At 72.7% G+C, this 26927-nt stretch carries 24 protein-coding genes and 1 riboswitch; of the genes, 12 read left to right on the top strand and 12 right to left on the bottom strand.

What is annotated here, in order from left to right; translation table 11 throughout:
• Positions 1–14 precede the first annotated feature (14 nt).
• Positions 15–791 (top strand): phosphate ABC transporter ATP-binding protein PstB, encoded by a 777-nt coding sequence (gene pstB, locus QSK15_RS27180; protein WP_030327780.1) that lies wholly within the window; start codon positions 15–17, stop codon positions 789–791.
• Positions 792–871: 80 nt separating this feature from the next.
• Here the strand turns inward: pstB and QSK15_RS27185 are convergent, their stop codons facing one another.
• Complete coding sequence (locus QSK15_RS27185) at positions 872–1705, bottom strand: NUDIX hydrolase (RefSeq protein ID WP_285796923.1); 834 nt, start codon at positions 1703–1705, stop codon at positions 872–874.
• Positions 1706–1956: 251 nt separating this feature from the next.
• Here QSK15_RS27185 and QSK15_RS27190 point away from each other — a divergent pair, with 251 nt between their 5' ends.
• On the top strand, positions 1957–2925 hold the full coding sequence (locus QSK15_RS27190; protein WP_285796924.1) for a Gfo/Idh/MocA family protein: 969 nt from the start codon (positions 1957–1959) through the stop codon (positions 2923–2925).
• Between the two features lie 53 nt (positions 2926–2978).
• Here the strand turns inward: QSK15_RS27190 and QSK15_RS27195 are convergent, their stop codons facing one another.
• The 3 genes from QSK15_RS27195 to QSK15_RS27205 form a co-directional block, all read right to left on the bottom strand.
• Positions 2979–3986, bottom strand: a complete 1008-nt coding sequence (locus QSK15_RS27195; RefSeq protein ID WP_285796925.1) for an inorganic phosphate transporter — start codon at positions 3984–3986, stop codon at positions 2979–2981.
• Positions 3987–3990: 4 nt separating this feature from the next.
• Complete coding sequence (locus QSK15_RS27200) at positions 3991–4617, bottom strand: DUF47 domain-containing protein (RefSeq protein ID WP_278141922.1); 627 nt, start codon at positions 4615–4617, stop codon at positions 3991–3993.
• 127 nt (positions 4618–4744) lie between these two features.
• Positions 4745–5686: a PPK2 family polyphosphate kinase gene (locus QSK15_RS27205; RefSeq protein WP_285796926.1), complete on the bottom strand. Its 942-nt coding sequence runs from the start codon at positions 5684–5686 to the stop codon at positions 4745–4747.
• A 209-nt stretch (positions 5687–5895) separates the two neighbouring features.
• On the opposite strand from QSK15_RS27205, the gene sigJ reads away from it, so the two are divergent.
• Positions 5896–6861: an RNA polymerase sigma factor SigJ gene (gene sigJ, locus QSK15_RS27210; protein ID WP_285796927.1), complete on the top strand. Its 966-nt coding sequence runs from the start codon at positions 5896–5898 to the stop codon at positions 6859–6861.
• A 10-nt stretch (positions 6862–6871) separates the two neighbouring features.
• Here the strand turns inward: sigJ and QSK15_RS27215 are convergent, their stop codons facing one another.
• Positions 6872–7378: a DUF402 domain-containing protein gene (locus tag QSK15_RS27215; RefSeq protein WP_279515520.1), complete on the bottom strand. Its 507-nt coding sequence runs from the start codon at positions 7376–7378 to the stop codon at positions 6872–6874.
• Between the two features lie 102 nt (positions 7379–7480).
• On the opposite strand from QSK15_RS27215, the gene QSK15_RS27220 reads away from it, so the two are divergent.
• A complete protein-coding gene (locus QSK15_RS27220) occupies positions 7481–9685 on the top strand; it encodes an ATP-dependent DNA helicase (protein ID WP_285796928.1) in 2205 nt (734 codons plus the stop codon).
• A 15-nt stretch (positions 9686–9700) separates the two neighbouring features.
• Here QSK15_RS27220 and QSK15_RS27225 read toward each other — a convergent pair whose 3' ends face one another.
• Positions 9701–11011 (bottom strand): AI-2E family transporter, encoded by a 1311-nt coding sequence (locus QSK15_RS27225; protein WP_377617575.1) that lies wholly within the window; start codon positions 11009–11011, stop codon positions 9701–9703.
• Positions 11012–11169: 158 nt separating this feature from the next.
• On the opposite strand from QSK15_RS27225, the gene QSK15_RS27230 reads away from it, so the two are divergent.
• Together QSK15_RS27230 and QSK15_RS27235 are read left to right on the top strand one after the other, a co-directional pair.
• A complete protein-coding gene (locus tag QSK15_RS27230) occupies positions 11170–11508 on the top strand; it encodes a GroES family chaperonin (protein ID WP_030327790.1) in 339 nt (112 codons plus the stop codon).
• A 93-nt stretch (positions 11509–11601) separates the two neighbouring features.
• Positions 11602–11769 (top strand): hypothetical protein, encoded by a 168-nt coding sequence (locus tag QSK15_RS27235; protein WP_167337262.1) that lies wholly within the window; start codon positions 11602–11604, stop codon positions 11767–11769.
• A 54-nt stretch (positions 11770–11823) separates the two neighbouring features.
• Here QSK15_RS27235 and QSK15_RS27240 read toward each other — a convergent pair whose 3' ends face one another.
• Entirely contained in the window at positions 11824–13314 is a 1491-nt protein-coding gene (locus QSK15_RS27240) for a PrsW family intramembrane metalloprotease (protein WP_285796930.1), read from the bottom strand.
• Positions 13315–13337: 23 nt separating this feature from the next.
• Positions 13338–13458: riboswitch (SAM riboswitch) on the top strand.
• A gap of 46 nt (positions 13459–13504) precedes the next feature.
• Here QSK15_RS27240 and QSK15_RS27245 point away from each other — a divergent pair.
• Positions 13505–14764 (top strand): aminotransferase class V-fold PLP-dependent enzyme, encoded by a 1260-nt coding sequence (locus QSK15_RS27245; RefSeq protein WP_285796931.1) that lies wholly within the window; start codon positions 13505–13507, stop codon positions 14762–14764.
• Between the two features lie 23 nt (positions 14765–14787).
• Here QSK15_RS27245 and QSK15_RS27250 read toward each other — a convergent pair whose 3' ends face one another.
• A complete protein-coding gene (locus QSK15_RS27250; protein WP_285797150.1) occupies positions 14788–15990 on the bottom strand; it encodes an FUSC family protein in 1203 nt (400 codons plus the stop codon).
• A gap of 139 nt (positions 15991–16129) precedes the next feature.
• Here QSK15_RS27250 and QSK15_RS27255 point away from each other — a divergent pair, with 139 nt between their 5' ends.
• Entirely contained in the window at positions 16130–16786 is a 657-nt protein-coding gene (locus tag QSK15_RS27255) for an HD domain-containing protein (RefSeq protein WP_285796932.1), read from the top strand.
• Here the strand turns inward: QSK15_RS27255 and QSK15_RS27260 are convergent.
• A complete protein-coding gene (locus QSK15_RS27260) occupies positions 16758–17042 on the bottom strand; it encodes a DUF4031 domain-containing protein (RefSeq protein WP_030327795.1) in 285 nt (94 codons plus the stop codon). The genes QSK15_RS27255 and QSK15_RS27260 overlap by 29 nt on opposite strands.
• Before the next feature lie 68 nt (positions 17043–17110).
• On the opposite strand from QSK15_RS27260, the gene QSK15_RS27265 reads away from it, so the two are divergent.
• On the top strand, positions 17111–18511 hold the full coding sequence (locus QSK15_RS27265; protein WP_285796933.1) for an FAD-binding oxidoreductase: 1401 nt from the start codon (positions 17111–17113) through the stop codon (positions 18509–18511).
• Positions 18512–18521: 10 nt separating this feature from the next.
• Here the strand turns inward: QSK15_RS27265 and QSK15_RS27270 are convergent, their stop codons facing one another.
• Together QSK15_RS27270 and QSK15_RS27275 are read right to left on the bottom strand one after the other, a co-directional pair.
• The gene (locus QSK15_RS27270; protein WP_285796934.1) at positions 18522–19052 is read right to left on the bottom strand and encodes a hypothetical protein; all 531 of its coding nucleotides are present in this window, start codon (positions 19050–19052) and stop codon (positions 18522–18524) included.
• Positions 19053–19140: 88 nt separating this feature from the next.
• Complete coding sequence (locus QSK15_RS27275; protein WP_285797151.1) at positions 19141–20958, bottom strand: glycerol-3-phosphate dehydrogenase/oxidase; 1818 nt, start codon at positions 20956–20958, stop codon at positions 19141–19143.
• Between the two features lie 217 nt (positions 20959–21175).
• On the opposite strand from QSK15_RS27275, the gene QSK15_RS27280 reads away from it, so the two are divergent.
• The 3 genes from QSK15_RS27280 (at position 21176) to QSK15_RS27290 (ending at position 25119) form a co-directional block, all read left to right on the top strand.
• Positions 21176–23812 carry a S8 family serine peptidase gene (locus QSK15_RS27280; protein WP_285796935.1) on the top strand — a complete coding sequence of 879 codons (2637 nt, stop codon included), beginning with the start codon at positions 21176–21178 and terminating at the stop codon, positions 23810–23812.
• 44 nt (positions 23813–23856) lie between these two features.
• Complete coding sequence (locus tag QSK15_RS27285) at positions 23857–24792, top strand: GNAT family N-acetyltransferase (RefSeq protein ID WP_285796936.1); 936 nt, start codon at positions 23857–23859, stop codon at positions 24790–24792.
• 78 nt (positions 24793–24870) lie between these two features.
• Complete coding sequence (locus tag QSK15_RS27290) at positions 24871–25119, top strand: hypothetical protein (RefSeq protein ID WP_030327801.1); 249 nt, start codon at positions 24871–24873, stop codon at positions 25117–25119.
• Positions 25120–25177: 58 nt separating this feature from the next.
• Here the strand turns inward: QSK15_RS27290 and groL are convergent, their stop codons facing one another.
• Positions 25178–26800: a chaperonin GroEL gene (groL, locus tag QSK15_RS27295; RefSeq protein ID WP_030327802.1), complete on the bottom strand. Its 1623-nt coding sequence runs from the start codon at positions 26798–26800 to the stop codon at positions 25178–25180.
• Between the last annotated feature and the right edge of the window lie 127 nt (positions 26801–26927).

A 26927-nucleotide genomic window follows, 5' to 3' on the forward strand; every position in this document is an offset into this window, starting at 1 on the left:
CCGGAGGTACCACCATGGCCAAGCGCGTCTCCGCCACGAACGTCACCGCGTACTACGGGGGCTTCAAGGCGATCGAGAACATCAACCTGACGGTCGAGCCGAAGACGGTAACCGCCCTCATCGGGCCGTCCGGCTGCGGCAAGTCGACGTTCCTGCGGTCGATCAACCGGATGCACGAGGTGCTGCCGGGTGCCCGGGTCGAGGGCAGCCTCACCATCGACGACCAGGACATCTACGACCGGGACGTGGACGTCACGGCGGTCCGGCGCACGATCGGCATGGTCTTCCAGCGGCCGAACCCGTTCCCCACCATGAGCATCTTCGAGAACGTGGTGGCCGGGCTGAAGCTCAACGGTGTCCGCAAGAAGTCGATCCTGGAGGACGCGGCCGAGAAGGCCCTGCGCGCCGCGAACCTGTGGGGCGAGGTCAAGGACCGGCTGGGCAAGCCCGGCGCGGGCCTCTCCGGTGGTCAGCAGCAGCGGCTCTGCATCGCCCGGACCATCGCTGTCGAGCCGCAGGTCGTGCTGATGGACGAGCCGTGCTCCGCCCTGGACCCGATCTCCACGCTGGCGATCGAGGACCTGATGTTCCAGCTCAAGGACAAGTTCACGATCATCATCGTGACGCACAACATGCAGCAGGCCGCGCGGGTGTCGGACCGGACCGCCTTCTTCTCGATCGAGAAGACCGGCGACCCGGGCCGGCTGATCGAGTACGACAACACCCAGAAGATCTTCAGCAACCCGAGCGTGAAGAAGACCGAGGACTACATCACCGGCCGCTTCGGCTGAGCCGCCGGTTCCCGGTCCGCGAGGGGCGTCGGTCGACGAGACCGGTGCCCCTCTTCGCGTGTCCGGGGGGCCACCCGCAGTCAGGCGAGGACGAAGCGGGGTTCGCCGTTCGGTGGGAGGTCCAGGCGCGGGGTGATCGGGGTGGCGGCGTCCCGGTCCGCCGCCACCCGTGCCACACCGGCCAGGTCGCCGGCCGCCGCCACCTGGGCCAGCGTGACCAGTGTCGGTGGCAGCATGGTCAGCTCGCCGGCCTGGGCGCGGGCCAGCGCGTCCGCCGGCCGGATCCACAGGGTGTGGTCGGCCTCGCCGGAGACGTCGCGGGTCCGCTGCCCCGCCGGCAGCAGGGCCACGAAGAAGTACGTGTCGAAGCGCCGCGGCTCGAACTCCGGAGTGATCCACCGACTCCACGGCAGCAGCAGGTCCGACCGGAGGGTGAGCTGCCGGTCGGCGAGCAGCGCGGCGAAGCCCAGCCGGCGACCCTCCAGGTCCTGCCGAGCCGCCTCCCAGTCGTCGCCGCTGACGTCGCCCACCACGGTCTCCCGGTTCGGGCCGGCGAGCAGCACACCCGCCTCCTCGAAGACCTCCCGCGCGGCCGCGCAGACCACCGCCTGCGCGGCGTCCGGGGCCACGCCGAGCCGGCCCGCCCACTCGCCCGGCGCCGGCCCCGCCCAGTCCAGGTGCGCCTCCGAGTCGGAGCGGTCCACCCCGCCGCCGGGAAAGGCGTACATCCCGCCGAACGTCATCGCGGCGACCCGGCGGATGACGTACACCTCGAAGTCGGCGTCGGTCGGGCGCAGCAGCAGCACGGTGGCCGCGACCCGCGGTGTGGCCGGGGTGCCACCCTCGGCCTGGAACCGGCGGGCGTGCTCGACCAGGGCTGCCGGGGCGGCGAAGCCGGCACTGTCGATCGTCATGCCGCGAGCCTAGTTCCCGACAGCGGAACGCCGGCCGCGCGCGGGGGCGATGAGCGGTGGCTCGGTCGACGATTGAGCATGATGCCCCTCAGGCATCAAGATGCCTCAGAGTCATCACGCTCATCAGGGCGTCAGGCCCGAGGCGTCGGGTCGGGGTGTGGAGCAGGCCGCGGGCCGGGCGGCGGGCCGGGCGGCGGGCCGGGAGCGGGCCGGGCAACTGGGCGTTCAGCTGGCTCGGTTAGCGTTCCGGCATGACTCGTTGGGGCATCCTGGCCACCGGCCACATCGCCAGCCGTTTCGCCGAAGACCTCCGGCTGGTGCCGGACGCCGAGTTGGTAGCGGTCGGTTCCCGCGCCGTGCAGAGCGCACAGCGCTTCGCTGACACGTACGGCGCGAAGCGCGCCTACGGCTCCTGGGTGGAGTTGGCCGCCGACCCGGAGCTGGACGCGATCTACGTGGCGACCCCGCACTCCGCGCACTACGAGGCGGCGATGACCTGCCTGACCGCCGGACGGGCCGTGCTGCTGGAGAAGCCGTTCACCCTCGACCTGGCCACCAGCACCGAGCTGGTGGACACCGCCCGCGCCGCCGGGGTCTTCCTGATGGAGGCCATGTGGATGCGGTTGAACCCGATGATCCTGCGGATGGTCGAGCTGATCGCGGACGGGGCGATCGGCACGGTGAGCGGCGTCCGGGCCGACTTCGGGGTGGCCGGGCCATTTCCACCGGAGCACCGGATGCGCAACCCGGCGCTGGGCGGAGGCGCCCTGCTGGACCTGGGGATATACCCGATCAGCCTGGCCCACCTGCTGCTCGGCGTACCGCAGCACATCCGGTCCTGGGCGCAGCTCGGCCCGGAGGGGACGGACGAGAACACCGGCATGCTGTTCGGCTACGACACCGGAGCACTGGCGACGTTGAGCTGCGGCATGGTCGGGCTGAGCGGGCAGACCGCCTCGATCACCGGCACCCTGGGGCGGATCGACGTGCCGGAGCCGTTTTTCCGACCGGGTTCGTTCACCCTGCACCGGGCCGGCGCCGAGCCGGAGACGTTCACGGCGGACGGGGCTGGCAACGGCTACCAGTACGAGGCGATCGAGGTACAGCGCTGCCTGGCCGCCGGCCTGACCGAGAGCCCGGTGGTGCCGCATGCCACCACCCTTGAGGTGATGGCCCTGCTGGACACGGTCCGCGAGCAGATCGGCGTGCGGTACGTCTGAACGGGAAGGGCCCCGCCGCCGGAACGTGGCAGCGGGGCCCTCGCCCGAGACGGTCAGCCGAAGAGCGGCCGGACCAGCAGGTACATGACGCACGCGATGAGTGCGGCGGCCGGGAACGTGATGATCCAGGCGAGCACGATGTTGCCGGCGACGTTCCAGCGAACCGCGGAGAGTCGCTTGGTCGCGCCGACACCCATGATCGCCGAGGTGATGGTGTGGGTGGTGGAGATCGGTGCCTTCAGCACCAGGGCGTTGAAGTAGAGCACCGCGCTGGCGACGGTCTCGGCGGCGAAGCCCTCCGGCGGCCCCAAGTCGATGATCTTGCGGCCGAGGGTGCGGATGATCCGCCAACCACCGGCGTACGTGCCGAGGGCCAGCATCGTCGCCGAGGTCCAGAACACCCAGCCCGGGATGTGCGTCTTGCTCTCCTGGAAACCGCCGGTGTAGAGCGCCAGCACCACGATGCCCATGGTCTTGGCGGCATCCTGCATGCCGTGACCGACCGACATGGCGGCGGCCGAGGCGGTCTGCGCCCACCGGAAGCCCCGGTTGAGCTTGCCCGGCTGCCCCTTCCGGAACAGCCAGAGGATGGCCAGCATCAGCAGGTAGCCGAGGGTGAGACCGACGATCGGCGAGAGCACCATCGGCAGGATGACCTTCTCGCCGATGTTGACCCACTGCACGATGCCGCCGCTGGACAGCAGCGTCGCGCCGACCAGACCACCGAAGAGCGCGTGCGAGGAGGACGACGGCAGACCGAAGTACCAGGTGATCAGGTTCCAGGCGATGGCGCCGAGCACCCCGGCGAAGACCACCCCCAGGCTGCTGATGCCGGTGGGCAGGGTGACCAGGCCGTCGCCGACGGTCTTGGCCACTCCGGCGCCGAAGTGCGCGCCGACGAAGTTGCCGACCGCGGCGAGCCCCAGCGCGATCCGGGGGGTCAACGCTCGGGTCGAGACGCTTGTCGCGATCGCGTTGGCAGCGTCGTGGAAGCCGTTGGTGTAGTCGAACGCCAGGGCTACCGCGATCACCGCCAGGACGGCGATGAGTTCGGGAGACACCGGCTCAGGACTCCTTGACGGCGATGGTCTCGACGGTGTTCGCCACGTGCTCGAAGGCGTCGCAGGCAGCCTCCAGCTCGTCGGCGACCTCCTTCATCTTCAGCACGGTGAGCGCGTCGTACTCGCCGGAGAAGAGGCGGACGAGCAACTGCCGGTTGATCCGGTCGCCCTCGTTCTCCAGCCGGTTGCACTCGATCCAGTAGTCCTCAAGATCCTTCATCGACTTCAGCCGGGGCATCGCGTCGGCGGTCAGCTTCGCCTGCTGGTCGAGCACGTTGACCATCTCGTGCAGCTCGCGCGGCAGCGCCGGAAGCTCGGTCAGCCCGTACAGGTAGAGCAGGTCGCCGACCGCTTCCAGGTGGTCCATCACGTCGTCCAGCAGCGAGCCGAGCCGGTAGATGTCCTCCCGGTCGAACGGGGTGATGAAGGTCGAGTTGATCTTCTTGTACAGCTCGTGGGTGATCTGGTCGCTGTCGTGCTCGACCTCGGTCAGCCGCTCGCTGACGGACTGCACGTCCACGCCGGGCAGGGCCAGCTCGTTGAGCAGCGTCGTGCCCCGGACCAGGTTCTGCGCGGCCCTGGTGAAGAGCTCGTAGAAGGCGCCCTCGGTGGGGCGGAAGGAAAACTTCACAGCACAGACCTCGTCGCGTCGGTGGAAGGGTGGCGGCACCCGAGAGCGCCCGCTCGGTGAATGCTAGGAAACGGCAGAACCGGGAATTCGCCGGCCCACCCCTGGCCAGGCACCATTCACCGCTCGTTCACCTGCCGTTCACCTCGACCGTCCCACCGGCACCCGCTCCCCCAGCCAACAGGCGCCTCCGCTCCCGGGCCACGTCGAAATCGGCAGCCGGATACCCCAGATCAAGCGTGTCGAACGTCTCACGCAGCAGGTGGGCCACCGCCCAGTCCCGGTACCACTTGCGGTCCGCCGGCACCACGAACCAGGGCGCGGCGTCCGTGCCGCACCGGCTCAGTGCCTCGGCGTACGCGGCCTGGTAGTCGTCCCAGTGCCCCCGCGAGTCGATGTCGGAGGGGTTGTACTTCCAGTGCTTGCGCGGGTCGGTGAGCCGGTCCAGCAGGCGCTTGCCCTGCTCGGCGTACGAGATGTGCAACATCACCTTGATCAGCGTCACGCCGTCCTCGGTCAGTTCCCGCTCGAACGCGTTGATCTCGTCATAGCGGGCCCGCCAGGTCGCCTCCGGCACCAGCGAGCCGACCCGGGCGATCAACACGTCCTCGTAGTGCGACCTGTTGAACATCCCCACGTACCCCGGCGGCGGCAGCTCCCGGCGGATCCGCCAGAGGAAGTCGTGCCGCAGCTCCTGACGCGTCGGCGGCCCGAACGAGCGGATGTGCAGGCCCAGCGGGTTCATCGCGCCGGCCACCCGCTTGATCGTGCCGTCCTTGCCGCCGCAGTCCATGGCCTGCAACACCAGCAGCACCCGGCGGGCCGGCCGCTCCGACCCGGTCTTGGCCATCGCGAAGAGCATCTCCTGCTGCCGGCCCAACTCCGCACCGACCAGCTCCACCTGCTCCCGCGCCCAGGTCTTACGGTGCTCGGCGCGGTCCGCCGGCAGCGGTAGGCCGGGCATGGACCGCGGGTCGATCGCTCCAAGATCCACCGGCGCGGTGACCCGCAGCAGTTCCCGCATCGAACCGCCGTCCGGCCCCACGATCTGCCCTTGCTGGGGTGCGCTCATGCACGGATCATCACCCAACCGCCGCCGATCCGCCCGCCGAGAGCCGTCGGCGGACCCCGGCCCGGTGACCGACACCCCTCGACCTCCGCCCACCGCAAGCACCGACCGACCGGGCATCACGGCGCTGCCGGGGCGTTACGGGGCTGCCGGCACTTTCCGCCAGGCGGGAGGATGGGGGCCGGGACACCGACCGGAAGGGGTGGTGGGTCGTGCGGGAACTGGCGACGGAGTTCGAGGCCGAGCGGGGCCGCCTCCTCGCGGTGGGCCATCGGATGCTGGGCAGCCGTAGCGAGGCGGAGGACGCGGTCCAGGAGACCTGGCTGCGCTACGCCGGGGCGCTGGCCGACCCGGCGGCCCGCGCCGAGATCCGTGACCTGTCCGCGTGGCTGACCACCACCTGTGCCCGGATCTGCCTGGACGTGCTCCGCTCGGCCCGGGTCCGCCGGGAGGCGTACCCCGGGCAGTGGCTGCCGGAGCCGGTGGTGAGCCCGGTGGACGGCAGATCGCCGGCCGACGGTTACGCGCCCGACCCGGCGGAGCGGGCGGTCCGCACCGACCAGGTCGGCACGGCGCTGCTGGTGGTGCTGGAGCGGCTCGCACCGGAGCAACGGGTCGCGCTGGTGCTGCACGACGTGTTCGCGTTGCCGTTCGCGCGGGTCGCGGGGGTGCTCGGCACCACCGAGGCGGCTGCCCGGCAGCTCGCCTCGCGGGCCCGTCGGGCGGTCAGCGCGCCGGACGTACCCCGGCACACCGCGGACCCGGCCGAGCAGCGCCGGGTGCTCAAGGCGTTCGTCGCCGCGACCGAGTCCGGCGAGCTGGACCAACTCCTCCAGGTGCTCGCGCCGGACGTGGTCTTCGTCGGCGACTCGGGCGGGCACTTCCCCGCGGCCCGTCGGCCGGTGCTCGGCGCCGACGCCGTGGGTCGCCTCACCCTCGGCCTGTTCGGCCGGACCGGCCGGTACGCCGACCGGGTGCTGGCCCGGCCGGTGCTCGTCGACGGCGCGCTCGGCCTGCAGATGGAGACCACGCACAGCGACGGGCGACCGATCCGACTGGTCACCGCGTTCGCTGTGGACCGGGGCCGGATCACCGCCATCTACAACCAGCTCAACCCGGAGAAGCTGACCGACCTGCCGCCGCTGGACGCCGACGACGGCTGGCCACCACGGTGGTGAGCCGGCCCGGTCAGACCACCAGGGCCAACCACTTGCGGTACGCGGTGGCGAACGGCTCGGTGCCGTCGCCCAGGGCCCCGAACAGCCGCTGCGCTGCCGCCTCCGCCTCGACCACCACGTCGTCCGGGTAGCCGAACCGGGCCCGGTGCTCGGCGAACTCGTCCTCGTCGAGCAGCTCCACCAGGCCGGTGGCCCGACGCCGGACGACGTCCAGGTCGAGGTCGATCAGGTGGACGGTGTCGTCGGACTCCCAGCGGGCCGGGGTCGTGATGTCGCAGTAGACCTCGCTGGTGCGCGGCGGGGGGTTGAACATGACCGTCCACCAGGCGCGGTGCGGCACCAGCAGCACGAACGGGATCTTCTCCACCGATGGGCGGCCGTGGTAGACCGACTGGGTGCCCTCGGGCACGCCGAGCCAGATGCCGAGATCGTCCTCCGTGAGCCGGCGGGCCGGGTAGTCGCGGTGGGCGCTGCCGTCGTACTTGCGGTAGATCACTCGGACCATGTCGCTCGGCATGATTCGCACCCTAACCGATACTGCCCACGCGTCGTAGCGCGGCCGTAACCGGACGGCGTCGCCCGCACCGCCCGGCCCGGTCGGCGGCACGCCACGCGGCGGATGGGCGCTACCGGTGTCGGCGGCGCCGGGTACCGTCGCACGGTGACTCCGCCCCGCACCGCCACCGGTTCCGCCACCCCGTCGGCCCGTGCAAAGGGCCGGCGGCGGGGTGCCCGGCCCAGTGGCACCGAGCTGCTGGCGGCGGCGGTCGGCGCGGTGCCCGGCGGCGCGGAACGCCCCGGCCAGTTGCAGATGACCACGGCGATCGAGGCGTGCGTGGCCGACGGCGAGCATCTGCTCGTCCAGGCCGGCACCGGCACCGGCAAGTCGCTGGCGTACCTCGCACCGGCGCTCACTGTGGACGGCCCGGTGGTGGTCTCCACCGCCACTTTGGCGTTGCAGTCCCAGCTGGTCGACCACGACCTGCCCCGGCTCGCCGACGCGGTCGAGCCGGTGCTCGGCCGGCGGCCCACCTTCGCGGTGCTCAAGGGCCGCCACCACTACCTGTGCCTGGCCCGACTGGACAACTCCACCGAGGAGGAGCCGGAGGACACCCTCTTCGACGCTCCTGCGGCACGTCCCGGCGGCGGCACGAAGTGGCTCGGTGAGGCGGGGCGGTTGGGCAAGCAGATCGAGCGGCTGCGGGACTGGGCCGAGAAGACCGCCACCGGCGACCGGGACGAACTGGACCCGGGCGTCGACGACCAGGCCTGGCGGCTGGTGTCGATGCCGGCCCGCGAGTGCGTCGGCGCTACCCGTTGCCCGTTCGGGCAGGAGTGCTTCGCCGAGGCGTCGCGGGCCCGTGCCCGCGAGGCGGACATCGTGGTGACCAACCACAGCCTGCTCGCTGTCGACATGCTCGCCGACCGGCACATCGTGCCACCGCACAAGCTGCTCATCGTCGACGAGGCGCACGAGCTGGCCGACCGCGTCTCGTCAGCGGCCCAGGCGGAACTGGTGCCGGAGCTGATCGACCGGACCACCCGGCGGGCCCGTACGCTGCTGCGGCCGGAGACGGCCGAGGCGCTCACCGCCGCCGGCGACGCCCTCGCCGTCGGCCTGGCCGAGGCGCCGGCCGGGCGGATCACCGCAGGGTTGCCGACGCCGCTGCGGGAGGCGTGCACGCTGCTCGACGCGGCGACCCGCACCGCCCTGGACGCGATCGGCGACATCAAGGCCGACGACCCCGACCCGGTACGCAAGCAGCAGGCCAAGGCCGCCCTGGACGAGCTCTCCACGACCGCGCAGCGGCTGCTGGAGGAGGCCGACCACGACGTGGCCTGGGTGGAGAAGAACGACAGCGGCACGCGCCGCGCGCTGGTGGTCGCGCCGCTGTCGGTGGCCGGCACCCTCGCCACCCACCTGTACGACGAACGCACCGTCGTCGCCACCTCGGCGACCCTGGCACTGGGCGGCCGGTTCGACACCGTCGCCCGCGCCCTCGGGCTGGACGCGCCACCGCCCGCCCCGCCGACCCCCGCCGCTGCCGCGCAGGCCGCCCGCACCGGCCCGGGTCGTCCGGCCGCCGAGACGCCGGGCCGCCGCCTCGCTGGCGACGTCACCCCGAACGCCGTCGTACCGGCCACCGAGGGCCCCGGGTGGCGGTCGCTCGACGTCGGTTCGCCGTTCGACTACGCCCGGCAGGGCATCCTGTACGTCGCCGCGCACCTTCCCCGCCCCAGCGTCTCCGGGCTGCCCGAGGCTGCCGGGGAGGAGCTGCTCGGGCTGGTCGAGGCGCTCGGTGGTCGTACTCTCGGGCTCTTCTCCTCACGGCGGGCCGCGCAGCAGGCGGCGGAGCTGTTGCGCGCGCGGACCGACCTGCCGGTGCTGCTCCAGGGCGAGGAGGCGTTGCCGCTGCTGGTGCGTCGCTTCCGTGAGGAGCGCGCCAGCTGCCTGTTCGGGGTGATGTCGCTCTGGCAGGGGGTGGACGTGCCGGGTGACGCCTGCCAGCTCGTGGTCATCGACCGGCTGCCCTTCCCCCGCCCGGACGAACCACTGGCGGCGGCCCGCGCGGCGGCGGTGGACGCGGGCGGCGGTTCGGGCTTCGCGGCGGTCAGCGTGCCGATCGCGGCCGTCCGGTTGGCGCAGGGCGTCGGCCGGCTGATCCGGGCGACCGGCGACAAGGGTGTGGTCGCGGTGCTCGACTCCCGGCTGGAGACGGCGCGGGGCTACGGGCCGTTCCTGCGGCGCTCGCTGCCACCGTTCTGGTACACGACCCGGCCCGAGGTGGCCCGCGGCGCCCTGGAGCGCCTCGCGAAGTCCTGACCCCCACCGCGCCGCCTAGGGGGCCTGGGCGGCGACCACCACGGCGTCGGGCGGGGTGTCCGGGACCCTCCGGGCGGCGAGCCGGCGGACGGCGGTGTTCAGCACCGCAATGAGCGGCACGGAGACCAGCGCGCCGGTGATGCCGGCGAGCACCACACCGGCGGCGATGCCGATGATCACCGCGAGCGGGTGGAGGGCGACCGCCCGGCCCATGATCAATGGCTGGAGCACGTGCCCCTCGATCTGCTGCACGCCGATCACCGCACCGAGGATGATCAACGCGGTGACCGGGCCGCTGTCGACGAGCGCCACCAGCACCGCCACGCCGCCGGAGAGCGCCGCACCGACGATCGGGATGAACGCGCCGAGGAAGACCAGCGCGGCCAGCGGGAAGGCGAACGGGATGTCGAAGGCGACAAGGAAGATGCCGATGCCGACCGCGTCGATGAAGGCGACGAGCACTGTCGCGCGGACGTAGGCGACAAGCGTCTGCCAGGAGGCGCGGCCGGCGTCGTCGACCTTCCACCGGGCGGCCACCGGCAGCAGCCGCACCAGGAAACGCCAGATCCGGTTGCCGTCACGCAGGAAGAAGAACGTCGCGAACAGCACGAGCAGCGTGCCGGTGAGCACCTCGGCGAGCGTCGCGGCGGTGCTCAGCGCGCCGCTGGTGAACCGTGAGGTGTTGTTGTTGATCCAGGCCTGCGCCTCGTCGATGTACCGGTCGAGTTGGGTGTCGGAGAGGTGCAGAGGGCCCGTCTTCAGCCAGTTCTGGATCTGCCGGACACCTTCCGACGACTTCGCGCTCAGCTCCGGTACGCCGCGAATGAACTCGTTGACCACCAGCGTCAGCGTGCCGATCACCGCCGCCAGGCCGCCGACCAGCACCACCGCGGTCGCCAGCGACCGGGGGAACCGGATCCGCAGCAACCAGCCCACCGCCGGCGCGAGCAGCGCCGAGAGCAGCAGCGCGATGGCCAGCGGAATGATCACGATCTTGATCGTGCCGACTATCCGCAGCAGGGCCCACGCCACCACGCCGATCACGATCAGTCGCCAACACCACGCGGCGGCGATCCGCAGCCCGTGCGGAACGTCGGCGTCGTCCCGGCTCGACGTGGAGCTGTGCAGGTCCACCGGTGGTTCCGCGCCGTAGACGGTGGCGCTCGTCGGCGCGGTCGGCCCCGGTACGGCCGGCGACGCCACCCGGGCGGCCGGCGACGCGTCGTTCAGCGCGTCATTCGCCGCGCCCTCGTCGGCGCGCGTCGACGCCTGTCGTGACTGGTAGGCGCGGCGAAGCCGCCCGCGTACCCGCTCGAAGCGGCTCAAGCGCACCTCCTGGCAGAAAACCCGGCCCGCCCACGGTGACAGGTCGGACAGCATACGTCCGTTCCCGACACCGTAGGGGGTTCCGCCACACAATGCCCCGACCGCCTCCGGCCTAACCACCGGCGGGAGCCGTCGGCCCACACGGTAGCGTCTGCGGCGTGACCGCCGACAACGATCTGGACGCCGGCCTGCCGATCCGCCTGCTGCACGACCGCGTGCTCGTACGCATGGAGGGCAGCGAGGGCGAACGCCGCTCCACCGCCGGCATCGTCATTCCGGCGACGGCGGCGGTCGGCAAGCGCCTCGCCTGGGCCACCGCCGTCGGGGTGGGGCCGAACGTGCGTGCCATCGTCTCCGGCGACCGGGTGCTCTTCGACCCGGACGACCGCTCCGAGGTCGAGCTGCACGGCCGCGGTTACGTGCTGCTGCGGGAGCGGGACGTGCACGCCGTCGCCGCCGAGCGGATCGAGAACGACTCGACCGGCCTCTACCTCTGACGCACCTCCCCCGGCCACCAGGGCCCGTCGCGCACCGTTTGCCCGGCCGCACGACGGGAAGCCATCCGGCGACCGTGGCCCTGGGGAGGGACGATGCCGGTATTCGTGAAGAAGCTCTTGACCTGGGGCAGTGTCGCGTTCCTGATCTACTTCATGGCCTTCCGGCCGGACGGTGCCGCGCAGATGTTCCGGGCGATCGGGGCCGCGCTGATCGCGATGTTCCAGGGCCTCGGTGACTTCCTCACCTCGCTGATGACCTGAGCCGCCCTGCCGACCTGAGCCGCTTCACCGACCTGAGCCGTCTGCCGGCAGCGCTCAGGGGTGCGTCGGCGGCCAGGGCGGCGCCGACCGCGGCCCCGGCCAGCCGGGCGCTGCGTACCCCACCGGAGCCGGGGCGGGCGCCAGCACCACCGGGATCGGCACCACCGGCTCGTGCGGCGCGTCCACCGGGCGCTGGGTGCCGTCCGGGAAGCGCAGGTGGTAGCGGCTGCCGTCCCAGACCCCCGCCGGGGCCTGCGGGTCCCGACCGACGAAGAACGTCCGGTACGCGCTGATCGCGTCCAGCAACTCCCGCTCCTCACGTGCGGTCCGCTCCTGGTCGGCGGGCTTGCGGTCCAGACCCCGCAGCGTCCCGTCGCGCAGCAGGGCCAGGCGGGTCGCGGCGGACTGGTAACCCCGCATCGCCCGCAGCCCGGCGTCGCCGGCCACCCGCCGCGCCCAGCTGCGGGCGGCGTGCCGCCTGCCGAGGCTGCTCAGGGCGGCCACCTCGGGCGGGCTGAGCCAGCCGGCGCGTACGTAGTCGGGCAGGACCCGTTCGGTGAGCCGCCCCTCCCAGGCGCGCAGCCACAGCGCCAGCCCCACGGTGCCGAAGAAGACCGGCACCATCAGGCCCAGGAAGCCGTACAGCATGATCACGGCCTCACCGGTGGCCTGGGTGAGCGTGGGCAGCAGGTTCCACGTGCCGTGCAGCATCATCGCCAGCAGCAGGCCGGCGATCGGGGCGAGCACCCGGATGCGCCGGTCGGCCGTCCGGGAGGCGATTCCCAGCCCGACACCGGTCATCGAGGTGAAAAGGGGATGGGCGAACCCGAACAGCAGGATCCGCAGGATGAAGATCGCGATGACCTGCTGGATGCCGGTCGCCGGACCGTAGCGGTCGGCACCGGAGGCGTAGCCCAACCCGCCCAGGTAGAGGATGTTCTCCACCATCGCGAAGCCGACCGCGGAGAGCCCGCAGTAGACCAGGCCGTCGGTGATCCCGGACCACTCGCGACGGCGGAACACCAGCAGCAGGATCGGGCCCAGCGCCTTGGTCAACTCCTCGATGAACGGCGCCACCAGCACCCCGGTGAGCGCGGACGGCAGGCCCCAGTCGGCGAACCGGTTGGCCGCGAAGTCGTTCACGGTGAGCGAGGCTGCGGTGGAGACGAACGCACCCCAGGCGAAGCAGAAGATCAGATACTTCAGCGGCTCGGGTTCGTACCGGTCCAACCAGAGGAAGCAGCCGACCAGCACCGGCACCGGCAGGATGGCGGCCACCACCCCGATCAGCAGGGCCTGCGCACCGAGCGACTGGCCGAGCGTGAACACCATGAACACCGCGCACGCCGCGATGAACAGCACCACCCCGGCCAGCACCAGGAACCGCCGCCAGCCCAGTCGGCGCAGCGGCATCCGGGGCGTCTCGTCCACGGGCGGGGCTGCGGGCGCGGGCGGGCCGGCGGGCGACGGCGGCAGCGGTGAACCGGGCGGGGTGTCGGCCATGCGGTCAGCGTAGCCATCCGCCGCCGGCTGGTTCGGCCGCATCGGTAGCCGCTATGCTGCCGGCAGGTCACGAGCGCCAGCGTCAAACCCCGGTTTGCTGGCCGGCAACCCTCGTCGAGTTCGCGGTGGGGTGCCCCGGGTGATGACCGGGCCCAGCCCGATCGGTGTGCTGGGCAAGCGCGGACCCCGTCCCGATGTCGCACCCGGGGTCCCTGACCCCGGAGGTTCCGGCGTGTCCGTCACTCTCGTTCCCGCGCTGCCCACAGTGCCCGCCGGGCCGTCCGCACCGCTCGACGTCCTCGGTGTGCCCGGCGAGATCAACCTGGACTACGCGGCCAGCGCGCCGTGCGCGCGAGCCGCCGCCGACGCGGTGGCCGAGCTGCTGCCCTGGTACGCCAGCGTGCATCGCGGCGCGGGAGCGCTGTCGCGACGCTGCACCCTCGCCTACGAGCAGGCCCGGCAGACGATCGGGGACCACTTCGGCGCTCGCGCCGACGATCACGTGATCTTCACCCGTAACACCACGGATGCGCTCAACCTGCTGGCGCGGGCCGTGCCGGCCGGCACGACTGTCGTCACGTTCGCCGGCGAGCACCACGCCAACCTGCTGCCCTGGCCGCGCGGATCGGTGCGGCTCCCGGTGCCCACCGACCCCGACGGGGCGGTACGCGATCTCGCCGCCGCCCTGACCGAGCTGCGTCGGGGCAGCAACCCGGCGCTGCCGGTGCTGGTCGCGGTGACCGGTGCGAGCAACGTGACCGGGGAGCGGTGGCCGGTCGCCGAGCTGGCGCGGGTGGCCCACCGGCACGGTGCCCGGATCGTGCTCGACGGCGCGCAACTCGCCCCGCACGCCCCGGTCGACCTGCTCACGCTGGACGTCGACTATCTGGCCGTGTCCGGCCACAAGCTGTACGCGCCGTTCGGCGCGGGCGTGCTGATCGGCCGGGCGGACTGGCTGGACGCCGCGTCGCCGTACCTGGCCGGCGGTGGGGCCACCAGTCACGTCGGACCGGCCACCCACGACGTGACCTGGGCGACCGGTCCGGCCCGACACGAGGGCGGCACCCCGAACCTGCTCGGCGCGGTGGCGCTGGCGGCGGTGTGCGCGGCGCTCGACGACGCGGACCGGGCCGCGCTGGCCGCCCACGAGCAGGCCCTGCTGGCCCGGCTACGGACCGGCCTCGCAGCCCTGCCGCACGTCGTGGAGCTGCGCACCTTCGGCCCGGACGCGCCCCGGGTCGGCATCGTCTCGTTCGTGGTCGCCGGTAGGGACTCCGCCGAGGTGGCCACCCGGCTGGCCGCCGAGCACCACATCGGCGTACGGGACGGGTTGTTCTGTGCCCACCCACTGGCCCGACGGCTGCTCAGTGAGGCGGCGGGGCGTACCGGCCGGCGGGACCTGCCACCCACCGCGCTGCGCGCCAGCATCGGGCTGGGCAGCACGGCCGCCCAGGTGGACCGGCTGCTCGCGGCGCTGGCCGAGCTGGGCTGAGGCCCAGCCGGCGTGACCCGCGCTCAGCCGACCGGCGGGGCGGTGGGTGGCTTCGGCGTTTCGCCGGGCTCGGCGGGCTCACCGACCGGGCGTTCCTGCTCCCCGAAGGCGGTACGGATCCACCGGTTCGCCTCCTCCTGCTCGATTCCGGAGGCGACCAGCAGATCACTCGCGGTGGTGCGGATCTGGGCCACGACGACGCTGCCGGAGAAACCGACACCGGCCCCGTACGCCCGGCCGGCCTCGCTGACGGCGCGCAGTGACCGTTCCCGGGCCTTCTCCGGCTCCTCACCGGCGGCGAACTCGTGCTTGAGCAGCCGGACCGACTCGGCGAGGTGCCCGATCGCGTCCGGCATCGGATCGGGCACCGGCTCCTCGTCCTCGACCAGCGTGACGGACCGGCGGATCAGCGTGCCGCTGTTGCGCATCGCCCGGTCGATCGGGTCAGCGGCCTCCGCGTAGTGGGTCAGTTCGTCGCGGCGGTGCCAACGGGCCGGGGAGAGGGTGGCGGTCTCCTTCGCCCCCTCGATCGCCTCGCCCAGCGTGGCCAACTCCTCCTTGTTGTTACGCAGCCTCTCCAGTGCGCCCTGGATGGTGGCGCGGTCCCGGTTGCGCAGCCCGTCGGCGGTGGCGTCGAGCTGGGTGGCGAGCAGGTCCAGGGCGGGTCGGGCGGCTCGGTTGATCACTCGGAGCGGGTTGAGTGGCAGCAGCACCGCCGTGACCAGCAGGGCGATCCCACCGCCGAGGAACGCGTCGACGAAGCGGGGGATCTCCAGGTTCTGGGTCGACGGGCTCAGCGTCACGATCAGCACCGCAGTGGCCGCCGCCTGGATGACGATCGCCACGCTCGCCCCGGCGAAGATGGTCAGCAGGATCGCCACGGTGACCACCAGGCCGAGCTGCCACGCGCCAGTGCCGAGGAAGTAGATCAGCAGGTCACCGACTGCCACCCCGACGCCCACCCCGACGATCAGCTCCACCGTCCGGCGGAACCGCTGACCGACCGAGGCGGCCAGCGTGCCGACCGCGGAGATCGGCGCGAAGACCGGTTGCGGGTTGCCGAGCACCTTGTGCGAGATCAGGTACGCGAGCCCCGCCGCCAGCCCGGCCTGCACGGCGAGCCCGCCAGCCATCCGTACCCGGTGCAGCCGGTCGTGCAGGGTGGCACGACCGCGGTGGCGCAGCTGTTGGGTGGCTTCGGCGATTCGCGCGCCGTCGATGTCCACCAACCCTTCACGCAGCGCGGTACGTCGCACCACCGGAGGTCGCTTGTCCCGGGCCACGGCCATGGGCGCGACTACCCGTGGTGGGCTCGCTGAATCCTCCCGTCCCGCGCGTCGCAGGCGGATGCGGCAGACTCGGGCGGTGGCTGATCTGCTGGACCGGTGGCGGGCGGCGGCCCGGGATGCCGGCGCGGGGCCCGACCCGGACACGACCCGGGCCGGGGAGATGGTGATCGCCCGGTGGCGGGAGCCGCACCGGCACTATCACACGCTGGCCCACCTGACGGCGGCGCTCGATGTGGTGGACCAGCACGCCGACCTGGCCGAACGGGTCGACGTGGTCCGGTTGGCGGCCTGGTTCCACGACGTGGTCTACGACCCCCGGGCCGCTGGCGACGCCAACGAACGGGACAGCGCGACACTGGCCGGGAACGTGCTCGCCGGGCTCGGGGTGCCGATGTCCACGGTGGCCGAGGTGCGCCGGCTGGTGCTGCTCACCGCCGGGCACTCGGTGACCCCGGATGACCGGGACGGTGCGCTGCTCTGCGACGCGGACCTGGCCGTGCTGGCCGCACCGCCGGCCCGCTACGAGCGGTACGCGGCGGCGATCCGCCGGGAGTACGCCCACGTGCCCGAGCCGGCCTTCCGGGCTGGACGGGCGGCGGTGTTGACCGGACTGCTGGCGCTGCCCGCGCTGTTCCGGCTGCCGCCGCTGGCCAGCCGGTGGGAAGAGCCCGCCCGGGCCAACGTGCGCCGGGAACTCGCCACGCTCAGCGGGGAGCCGCAGAACGCGGGCTGACCAGGTGTTTCGGGCGACGCAGGCCGGTGCTGCGGAGCAACTGGACCAGCTCGCGGCTCGGCACGACCTGCGCACCGAGCCACACCGCCGCCGCGAACCGGTCGGCCGGGATGTCGTAGTGGTCCCGGTCGAAGCCGCGCCTCGGCGCACCCAGCGTCTCCGCGAAGGCGTGCAGCTCGGCGTAGGAGACGTCACTGATCAGGTGCGACCAGAGCCGGCCGCGCCACGGCCAGGCCGGCCGGTCCAGGTAGAGCATGAGGTCCAAGCTATCCCGTCGAGTCGATCATGTTGTTGATCGCCGGTCGGCGGCCTAGCCTCGGCTGCATGGCCCCCACCGCGCTCCTCGACGACCTGCGCGCCGCGCTCGGTGACGACGCCGTGCTCACCGACCCGGACCTGCTGCTGATGCACCAGCGCGACGAGGCCGACCTGTGCGCCGCCGGGCTCCCGTTGGTGGTGACCCGGCCACGCGACACCGATCAGGTGGTCGCCGTGGTCCGGGCCGCGGCGCGACACTGCGTACCGGTGGTGCCGCAGGGCGCGCGGACCGGGCTGGCCGGCGCGGCGAACGCGGTGGACGGCGCGGTGGTGCTCAGCACCGTCGCGATGAACGAGATCCGGGAGATCGATCCGGTGAGCCGGATCGCTGTGGTCCAACCGGGGGTGGTCAACGCGGCGCTGGCCGGGGCGGTGGCCAAGCAGGGCCTCTGGTACCCACCCGACCCCGGCTCGTGGGAGTCGTCCACGATCGGCGGCAACGTGGCCACCAACGCCGGCGGCATGTGCTGCGTCAAGTACGGCGTGACCACCGAGTACGTGCTCGGCCTGGAGGTGGTGCTCGCCTCCGGCGAGGTGCTGCGCACCGGGCGGCGTACGGCCAAGGGGGTGGCCGGTTACGACCTGACCCGGCTGTTCGTCGGTTCGGAGGGCACCCTCGGCGTGATCACCGAGGTGACCGTGGCGCTGCGGCCCGCCCCGGCCGACTCGCTGACCCTGGTGGCGGTCTTCCCGTCCGTTGCCACTGCCGGTGCGGCGGTGGCCGAGATCGCGGCTCGCGGGCTCACCCCCAGCCTGCTGGAGTTGCTGGACCAGACCCACCTGCGGGCGATCGAGGCGTACCAGCCGATGGGGTTGCGGACCGACGCGCAGGCCCTGTTGCTGGCCGCCGCGGACACCGGCACCCGGGCGGCGGACGACCTGGCGGTGCTGGCCGAGGTGTGCGAGGCCGTCGGTGCCGACGAGGTCTACGCGGCCACCGACGCGGTGGAGGCGGCGGCACTGCTACAGGCCCGCCGGTTGGCCCACCCGGCGATGGAGAAGTTCGCGGCGGACACCTACCCGGGCGGCAACGGCGGCCTGGTGATCGACGATGTGGCGGTGCCGCGCGGCGCACTCGCCGCGCTCCTGGACGGGGTCGCCCGGATCGCCGCCGAGTGCGAGGTGCCGATCGGCGTGGTGGGGCACGCCGGGGACGGCAACATGCACCCAAACATCGTGGTCGACCGGGCCGATCCGGCGAGTGTGGCGCGGGGCCGACGGGCCTTCGACGAGATCATGCGGCTCGGCCTGGACCTGGGCGGCACGTGCACCGGCGAGCACGGGGTGGGGCTGCTCAAGCGGGACTGGCTGGCCCAGGAGGTCGGGCCGGTCGGCGTCCGGGTGCATCAGGCGATCAAGTCGGCGCTCGACCCGGCCGGCCTGCTCAACCCGGGCAAGGTGCTCTGACCGGCTGCGGTCAGCCCTTGACCTCGGCCGGGGTGGCCTGGGTCAGCAGCAGCAGGATCTCCCCGGCGACCGGCGTGAGCTCCTCACCGGGGCAGTCCTGTGAGGTGATCAGCCCGGTCGAGGTGATGAGGCTGGACGTCAGCGCGTCGATGCAGGTGGTCCGGTACCGCCGGGCCTGATCGGTCTCGTCGGCCAGCGCCGGGTTGGCCAGCAGCACCTGGAGCCGCTCGGTCAGCTCCGGTGCGAGGGTGCCCCGGGAGGTCACGCCGTCGCCGGCGCAGTCGACGCACTGCCACGCGCCGTTGCGCTCGACGCTCAGGGTGCGCATCGGCCCGTCCTCACCGAGCCGCTGGAGCAGGCTGACCTGGCCGGCGGCGACCGTGGTGGGGATCTCCAGCTGCGATCCGCCCGCCGTGCCGGTCGGCTGCTCCACCGGGCTGCTCGGCTTGTCCCGGTCGAAGAGCGAGCACCCGGTCAGGGCGCTGGCGAGCGCGACGGCGAGCAGGGGTCCGAGCAGACGAGGGCGGGCGCGGTGTTGCACGCGCGGAAACCTACCCCACCGTAGGTAGCGTCCGAAACCACCATCCGGGTCGGTATCGATAGTTACCCATTGGTAACGTCGCAATTCGTCATCGAGCGGACTGTCGCAGCTCCGCCTGATCGTCGTCGCCGCCCCGGTCGGCCGCATAACCCCGGACGTCCGGAGCACCCAGCCGGGCGGCGTCCGCCGCCGCGTCGTCCGGCATCAACTGGGACTGCCGCTCCGCCTCCACGCGGGCGCGGTAGTGCTCGACCTCGCGGGCCCGGGTGGCCGCATCCCAGCCGAGCACCGCCCCCATCAGCTCGGCGGTGTGCTCCGCCGACTCCAACCCCCGGTGGCTGGTCTCGAACGAGATCCGGGTCCGTCGGGTCAGCACGTCCTCCAGGTGCAGCGCACCCTCCGCCCGCGCCGCGTAGGCGACCTCCGCCGCCAGGTACTCCGGAGCACCGGCCAGCGGAGACGCCAGCAGTGGATCGGCGTCCACCAGCGCCAGCAGGTCCAGGGTGAGGGTGCCGTACCGCTCCAGCAGGTGCTCCACCACCCCCACCGGCACGCCGTGCCGGCGGGCCAGGTCGGCCCGGTCCCGCCACATCGCCGGGTACCCGTCGGCGCCGAGCAGCGGCAGGTCGGCGGTGCGCGACGCGCGGGCCCCACCGAGGCGGCGAGCGGCCCGGTCGACCACGTCCGACGCCATCACCCGGTACGTCGTGTACTTGCCGCCCGCGACCAGCAACAGCCCGAGCATCGGCTCGAAGACCGCGTGCTCCCGGGAGAGCTTCGAGGTCGAGTCGGCCTCGCCGGCCAGCAGCGGCCGCAGCCCGGCGTACACCCCCTCGATGTCGGCGGTGGTCAGCGGCCGGTCCAGCACCGTGTTGACCTGCTGGAGGAGGTAGTCGATGTCACGGGCCGAGGCGGCCGGGTGGGAGCGGTCCAGCCGCCAGTCGGTGTCCGTCGTGCCGATGATCCAGTGCCCGCCCCACGGGATGACGAAGAGCACCGAACTCGCCGTCCGCAGGATGAGCCCCGTCTCGCCGGTGATCGCCGAGCGGGGCACCACCAGGTGCACCCCCTTGGAGGCGCGCACCCGGACGCCGGGCCGCAGGCCCACGTCGTTGAGCATCCGGGACATGTCGTCACTCCACACACCGGTGGCGGCGATGACGGTGCGGGCCTGCACCTCGAACTCCGCGTCCGGTGACCCGGGCGGAACCTCCAGGTCCCGGACCCGGACGCCGGTCACCTCGCGCGCCTGCCGGATCAGCCCGACGGCGCGGGCACTGCTCACCACTGTGGCGCCCAGGCTGGCCGCGGTGCGGGCCAGGGTGACCACCAACCGGGCGTCGTCGACCTGCCCGTCGTAGTAGCGGATGGCCCCGGCCAACGCGTCGGCCCGCAGGCTCGGGAAGATCCGCCGGGCACCCTCCCGGGTCAGGTGACGGTGCAGCGGCATACCCCGGCCACCGCCGAAGACCCCCGCGAAGGCGTCGTACGCGGCCACGCCCGCGCCGTAGTACGAGCGGCGGAAGACTCGGGCCGGTAGGTCCCGCAGACCCCGCCCCGCCGGCAGCGGCACCATGATCGGCACCGGGCGGACCAGGTGCGGCGCGAGCCGGGTGGCCAGCAGGCCGCGCTCGGTGAGCGCCTCGTGGACCAGGTGGAACTCCAACTGCTCCAGGTAACGCAGGCCACCGTGGATGAGTTTGCTGGACCGGCTGGAGGTGCCCGCCGCAAGGTCACGCGCCTCGACCAGCGCCACCTTCAGGCCCCGGGACGCCGCGTCCAGGGCGGCACCGGCACCGGTCACCCCACCGCCGATGACCAGCACATCGAAGCGCTCGGCACGTAGTCGACGCAGGTCGGACGCACGGCGGACCGGTGAGAGCTGACCGGCGACGGATCGGGAGATATTGGGGTCGCGCACCCGTCCACCGTAACCGCCGGGCCGACGCGTCGACATTTCGCCGCCCGCCCCGCACGGCCCCAAATGCCCATTTCGCGACCACCGCCCGGCAGAGACCTTGGACAGTTTCCGTTAGGAGCTAACGGAAACTGTCCAAGGTCTCGACGGTTCTTCGAGGTGGCACTCGGTCCGCAACCGTTCACCGTGGTCGTAAGGTTCTCGGATGCACGGTCAACCCGCGTACCCTCCAGTCAGCGCTCGAACGTCCCCCTGGCCGGCGGTCGCTGCCGTGCTGGTTGGCTGCTGGACGGTAGCGGTCACCGTGGGCACCCAGACCGGTGGCTGGCTCACCGACCAGGTGCTGCTGAGCTTCGGGCGCGACCGGCTCGGCTGGCTCTGGCCGGTTCTCGGCCTGGTCACCGTCGTACTGGTCGGCACGCCCGCCCTGTTGCTGGCCGTCCTGCCCCGGTCGCTCGCGGTCCGGGCCACCGGGCGGGCCTGGTTGATCGGGGCACTCGCTCTCGGCGTGCTCACGCTGCTGCGGGTCGTGCCGCCGGTGCACCACGAGGCGTACCTCGCCGCGCTGGCCGGCGCGGCGGTGCTCGGCACGCTCGCCGTACGCTGGTCGGCGCGCCGGTCGTCGTACCCCGGGCCGGTTGGCTCGGTCGGCGGCCCGGCACCCGCCGGGAACGGCGACCCCTCGTGGCCCGAGACCGCCGCGAACGGCGACGCCACGTGGCCCGAGACCGTCGCACACCGCGATGCCACCCGGCCCGACGCCACCGCACACCGCGATGCCACCCGGACCGAGACCGCCGGACACGGCGACGCCACCCGGCCTGAGGGTGTCGGAGAGCTGGCGCTGATCGGAAGACGTCTGCGCCGGCCCGGCCCGGTGCCGCTGCTCGCGGTCGCCGCCGGGTTGGCGCTGCTGCTGCCGTGGGCGTGGTTGGGTGCGCTCGGCGGCCTCCTGGAGACCGCGCTCGCGTTGCTGGCGGCCGCCGCGCTGGGGGTGCTCGCCGCGACCCTGCTGGATGCCCCCTTCTGGTCCGTGTTCGCGGTTGGTCGACCGCCCCGGCCGGCTCGACTGGTGCTGGTCGGCGGCCTGGTCGCCGGGGTGGCGTTGCTGCTGCTCGCGGGCGGGGCCGGCCAGTCCGGCGGACAGCTTCCCGGGCTGCTGACAGTGCCGCCGGTGGGTTTCGCGCTGGCCGCGCTCTGGGCGGCGGCCTGGCGGTCCGCGGCCGACCCGGCCGAGGCCAGGCGGGCGGGCCGGGCGGCGACCGGCTGGCTCGTGGGCCTGGCCGCGCTCGGCCCGCTGGCCTTCACCGACCCGGAAGAGATCACCCTGCTGCTGGTTGGCACCCGGGACATCCCGTTCTGGGTGGCGGCCGCGGCCGGCGTCGGGCTCGCCGTCGCGGTACTGGTCGCCATCGGGTACGCGGTGCTGCTCGCCCGGCCGACGGCACGCACCCCGAACCGGCGGGTCGCCGCGGTGGCGGCGGTGGTGCTGCTGGTGGCGTTCGGGGTGGTCGACCTCGGCCCCGGCCAGCCGGGCCTGTACGGCGAGCGACTGTTCGTGGTGCTGCGCGCCCAAGCCGACCTGAGCGATCTTCCGGCCGGTGCGCCGGGTCAGGCCGGGCGGGACGCCCGCGCGGCGGAGGTCTACCGGCGGCTCGTGACGACCGCCGAACAGAGCCAGGGCGACCTGCTGCGGGAGGTGAACCGGCTGCGCCTCGACCCGGTGTCGTACTACCTGGTCAACGCGGTGGAGGTGGACGGCGGCCCGGCGGTGCGGGCCTGGCTGGCCGGCCGGCCGGAGGTGGCCCGGGTGCTGGTCAGCCAGCGCCTACGCCCGCTGCCGGCCCCGGCCCGGCAGAGCCGGGGCGACGTGCCCCGACCCACCGCCCCGGAGTGGAACATCCGCCAGATCGGCGCCGACCGGGTCTGGTCCCAGCTCGGGGTCACCGGCACGGGCATCGTGGTGGGCAGCTCCGACTCGGGGGTGGACGGCAGCCATCCGGCGCTGAGCGCCGGGTTCCGTGGTGGAGACGACTCCTGGTACGACCCGTGGGACGACACCCGGAGCCCGACCGACCAGGGCGGGCACGGCACCCACACGGTGGGCAGCGCGGTCGGGCGGGACGGCATCGGCGTGGCACCGGACGCGAAGTGGGTGGGCTGCGTCAACCTGGACCGCAACCTCGGCAGCCCCGCGCACTACCTGGACTGCCTCCAGTTCATGTTGGCGCCGTTCCCGGCAGGTGGCGACCCGTTCACCGACGGCCGTCCGGAGCGCGCCCCGCAGGTGCTGACCAACTCGTGGGGCTGCCCACCCATCGAGGGTTGCGACCAGCGGGTCCTGCGGCCGGCCACCGCCGCCCTGGACGCAGCCGGGATCTTCGTGGTCGCCGCGGCCGGCAACACCGGCCCCTGGTGCGCCTCGATCGACGACCCGCCCGCCCCGTACCCGGACGTGCTGACCGTCGGCGCGGTGGACGCCCAGCGGCGGGTGGCGGAGTTCTCCTCGCGCGGGCCGGTGCCGGGCGGCTCGGGCAAGCCGGACGTGCTGGCCCCGGGGGTGGGTGTGGTGTCGGCCATGCCGGGCGGCACGTACGCCGCGCTGGACGGCACGTCGATGGCGACGCCGCAGGTGGCCGGGGTGGTCGCGTTGATGTGGTCGGCGAACCCGGCGCTGGTCGGTGACGTGGACCGGACCCGGCAGATCCTTCGGGACACCGCCACGGCGGCGACGCCCACGTACCGCTCCGACAGCCCCTCCGACGCCTGCGATGGGCCGTCGAACGTGACCGGCGCCGGCCAGGTCGACGCGTACGCCGCCGTGCGCGCCGCCCAGCGGTAGTAGGGGGGTGCGACCCGGCACCCGGTGATCTAGGGTCGGCGACCATGGACGCCGAGATCACCGTCACCGAGCTGACCGCCGACCTGGCCCCCACCGTGGTACGCCTCTGCCAGCAGGCTCTCGACCTGCCCGAGGACGCCGCCGAGGCGGCTTCCATCGTGGACGTGCTCTGGCCGCGGGCCTCCGCCGACCGGCCGGTGGTCGGGCTCGGCGCGTACCGGGGCTCGGACCTGGTGGGGGCGCTGATCTGCTCGGTGTCGTCGGCCGATCCGGGGATCGGGCATGTGGACCTGGTCGCGGTCCACCCTGATCAGCGGCGTCGGGGCGTCGGCCGGGCCCTGCTCCAGCGGGCCGAGCGGGTGCTCGCCGAGCGGGGGGCCACCGAGGTGCTGCTGGCCGGGAATCCGCCGTACTACGCGTGGCCGGGCGTCGACGTCCGCTACACGCCGGCGGTCTGCGCCGCCCTCGCGCTCGGCTACCAGCAGGACCGGACCGCCTGGAACATGACAGCGGACCTGTCGTACGACGGGTCGCCGGCACTGCGGTCCACCGAGGCTGCCCAGCGGCGGCTGGCCGACCAGGGCGTCACCGTACGGCGGGCGGAGCCGGTGGACCTGCCGGCGTTGACGGCGTTCGCCAGGTCCACCTTCGGCGGTACCTGGGACGGCGAGTTGGCCGGGTCGGTGGGGCGCGCGGACGCCGGTTGCCACCTGGCGGAGCGGGACGGCGAGCTGCTGGGCTTCGCCGCGTACGGGTCGTCGCGGCCGAGTTGGTTCGGGCCGATGGGCACCGCGCCGGCCGCCGAGGGGTCGGGCATCGGTGGGGTGTTGTTGCGGCGCTGCCTGCGCGACCTGCGGGCGGCGGGGCTGGACCGGGCACAGATTGGCTGGGTGGGCCCGGTGCCGTTCTATTCGGGCAGCGCCGGCGCGCGGATCGAGCGGGTCTTCTTCCTGTACCGGAGAGCCCTACCGACCACATAACTGGGGCAAACAGGACGTAGATCCGTTCGCCCGCGTCGGCCATCGACGCCCCCTACCGTTTCGGTAGAGGAGGCAGCCATGACCACGGATGACAACCAGACCGAGGACGGCCCGCCGATCACCTGGAAACCGGTGGGTGAACTCCCCGGTCAACTGCCGTTCGACCGGCTCGACTACGGCGACGCCGAGCAACTGGCCGAGATGACCACCGACGGTGAGCCGTCGATGGCCGAGGAACCTCAGGAGATGGTGGACGCGCCGATCCAGCTGCTTCCGCCGTACAGCAGGGCACAGAAACGGCGCAACCAGCGCCCCCTACCGACCTGACGACGAACGGGGCGGACCGCGTCAGCGGCCCGCCCCGTTCGGTGTGTCGGAACTGGACTCAGAAGTCCATTTCCCCGCCACCCGGGCCAGCCGGGGCAGCCGGGGTCTTCTCCGGCTTGTCCGCGACAACAGCCTCGGTGGTGAGGAAGAGCGCCGCGATGGAAGCGGCGTTCTGCAGCGCCGAGCGCGTCACCTTGGCCGGGTCGATGATGCCCGCGGCCAGCAGGTCGACGTACTCGCCGTTGGCGGCGTTGAGGCCGTGACCCGCTTCGAGGTTACGGACCTTCTCCACCACGACGCCGCCCTCGAGGCCGGCGTTGACGGCGATCTGCCGCAGCGGGGCGTCCAGCGCGACCTTGACGATGTTCGCACCGGTCGCCTCGTCGCCGACCAGGTCGAGCTTGTCGAAGGCGGTCTTGCCGGCCTGCACCAGCGCGACGCCACCACCCGGGACGATGCCCTCCTCGACGGCGGCCTTCGCGTTGCGAACGGCGTCCTCGATGCGGTGCTTGCGCTCCTTGAGCTCGACCTCGGTGGCCGCGCCGACCTTGATGACCGCAACGCCGCCGGCCAGCTTGGCCAGCCGCTCCTGCAGCTTCTCCCGGTCGTAGTCGGAGTCGCTCTTGTCGATCTCGGCCCGGATCTGGTTGACCCGGCCCTGGATCTGCTCGGCGTCACCGGCACCGTCGACGATGGTGGTCTCGTCCTTGGTCACCACGACCTTGCGGGCGCGGCCCAGCATGTCGAGGCTGGCGGCGTCGAGCTTGAGGCCGACCTCCTCGCTGATGACCTGACCACCGGCGAGGATGGCGATGTCGGTCAGCATGGCCTTGCGGCGGTCACCGAAGCCCGGCGCCTTGACGGCGACCGACTTGAAGGTGCCACGGACCTTGTTGACCACCAGGGTGGCGAGGGCCTCGCCCTCCAGGTCCTCGGCGATGATCAGCAGCGGCTTACCCGACTGCATGACCTTCTCCAGGATCGGGAGCAGGTCCTTCACCGACGAGATCTTGCTGTTGGCGATCAGGATGTACGGGTCGTCGAAGACGGCCTCCATACGCTCCGGGTCGGTCATGAAGTAGGCCGAGATGTAGCCCTTGTCGAAGCGCATACCCTCGGTGAGCTCCAGCTCCAGCCCGAAGGTGTTGCTCTCCTCGACGGTGATGACGCCTTCCTTGCCGACCTTGTCCATCGCCTCGGCGATGATCTCGCCGACGGTGCTGTCGCCAGCGGAGATGGAGGCGGTGGAGGCGATCTGCTCCTTGGTCTCGACGTCCTTGGCGAGCTTGGACAGCTCCTCCGAGACGCTCGCGACAGCGGCCTCGATGCCCCGCTTCAGGGCCATCGGGTTGGCGCCGGCAGCCACGTTGCGCAGGCCCTCGCGAACCAGGGCCTGGGCCAGGACGGTCGCCGTCGTCGTGCCGTCACCGGCAACGTCGTCGGTCTTCTTGGCGACCTCCTTGACCAGCTCAGCGCCGATCTTCTCGTACGGGTCCTCGAGCTCGATCTCCTTGGCGATGCTCACACCATCGTTGGTGATGGTGGGGGCACCCCACTTCTTCTCGAGCACGACGTTGCGGCCCTTGGGGCCGAGGGTCACCTTTACGGCGTCGGCGAGCTGGTTCATGCCCCGCTCGAGGCCGCGGCGCGCCTCTTCGTCGAACGCGATCATCTTGGCCATACGGCGTTGTCCTCCTGGACACTCACGGGCCACCCGAGATGTGTGCCCCGGATGGGCCGCCTGGTGTACGCACCTTGGGACGTCGCCACCTGGCGACGACGACGTCCTTCGGCCGGGCCGGATAGCC

Source organism: Micromonospora sp. NBRC 107095, from assembly GCF_030269705.1.
In the GTDB taxonomy this organism is placed as follows: domain Bacteria; phylum Actinomycetota; class Actinomycetes; order Mycobacteriales; family Micromonosporaceae; genus Micromonospora; species Micromonospora parva.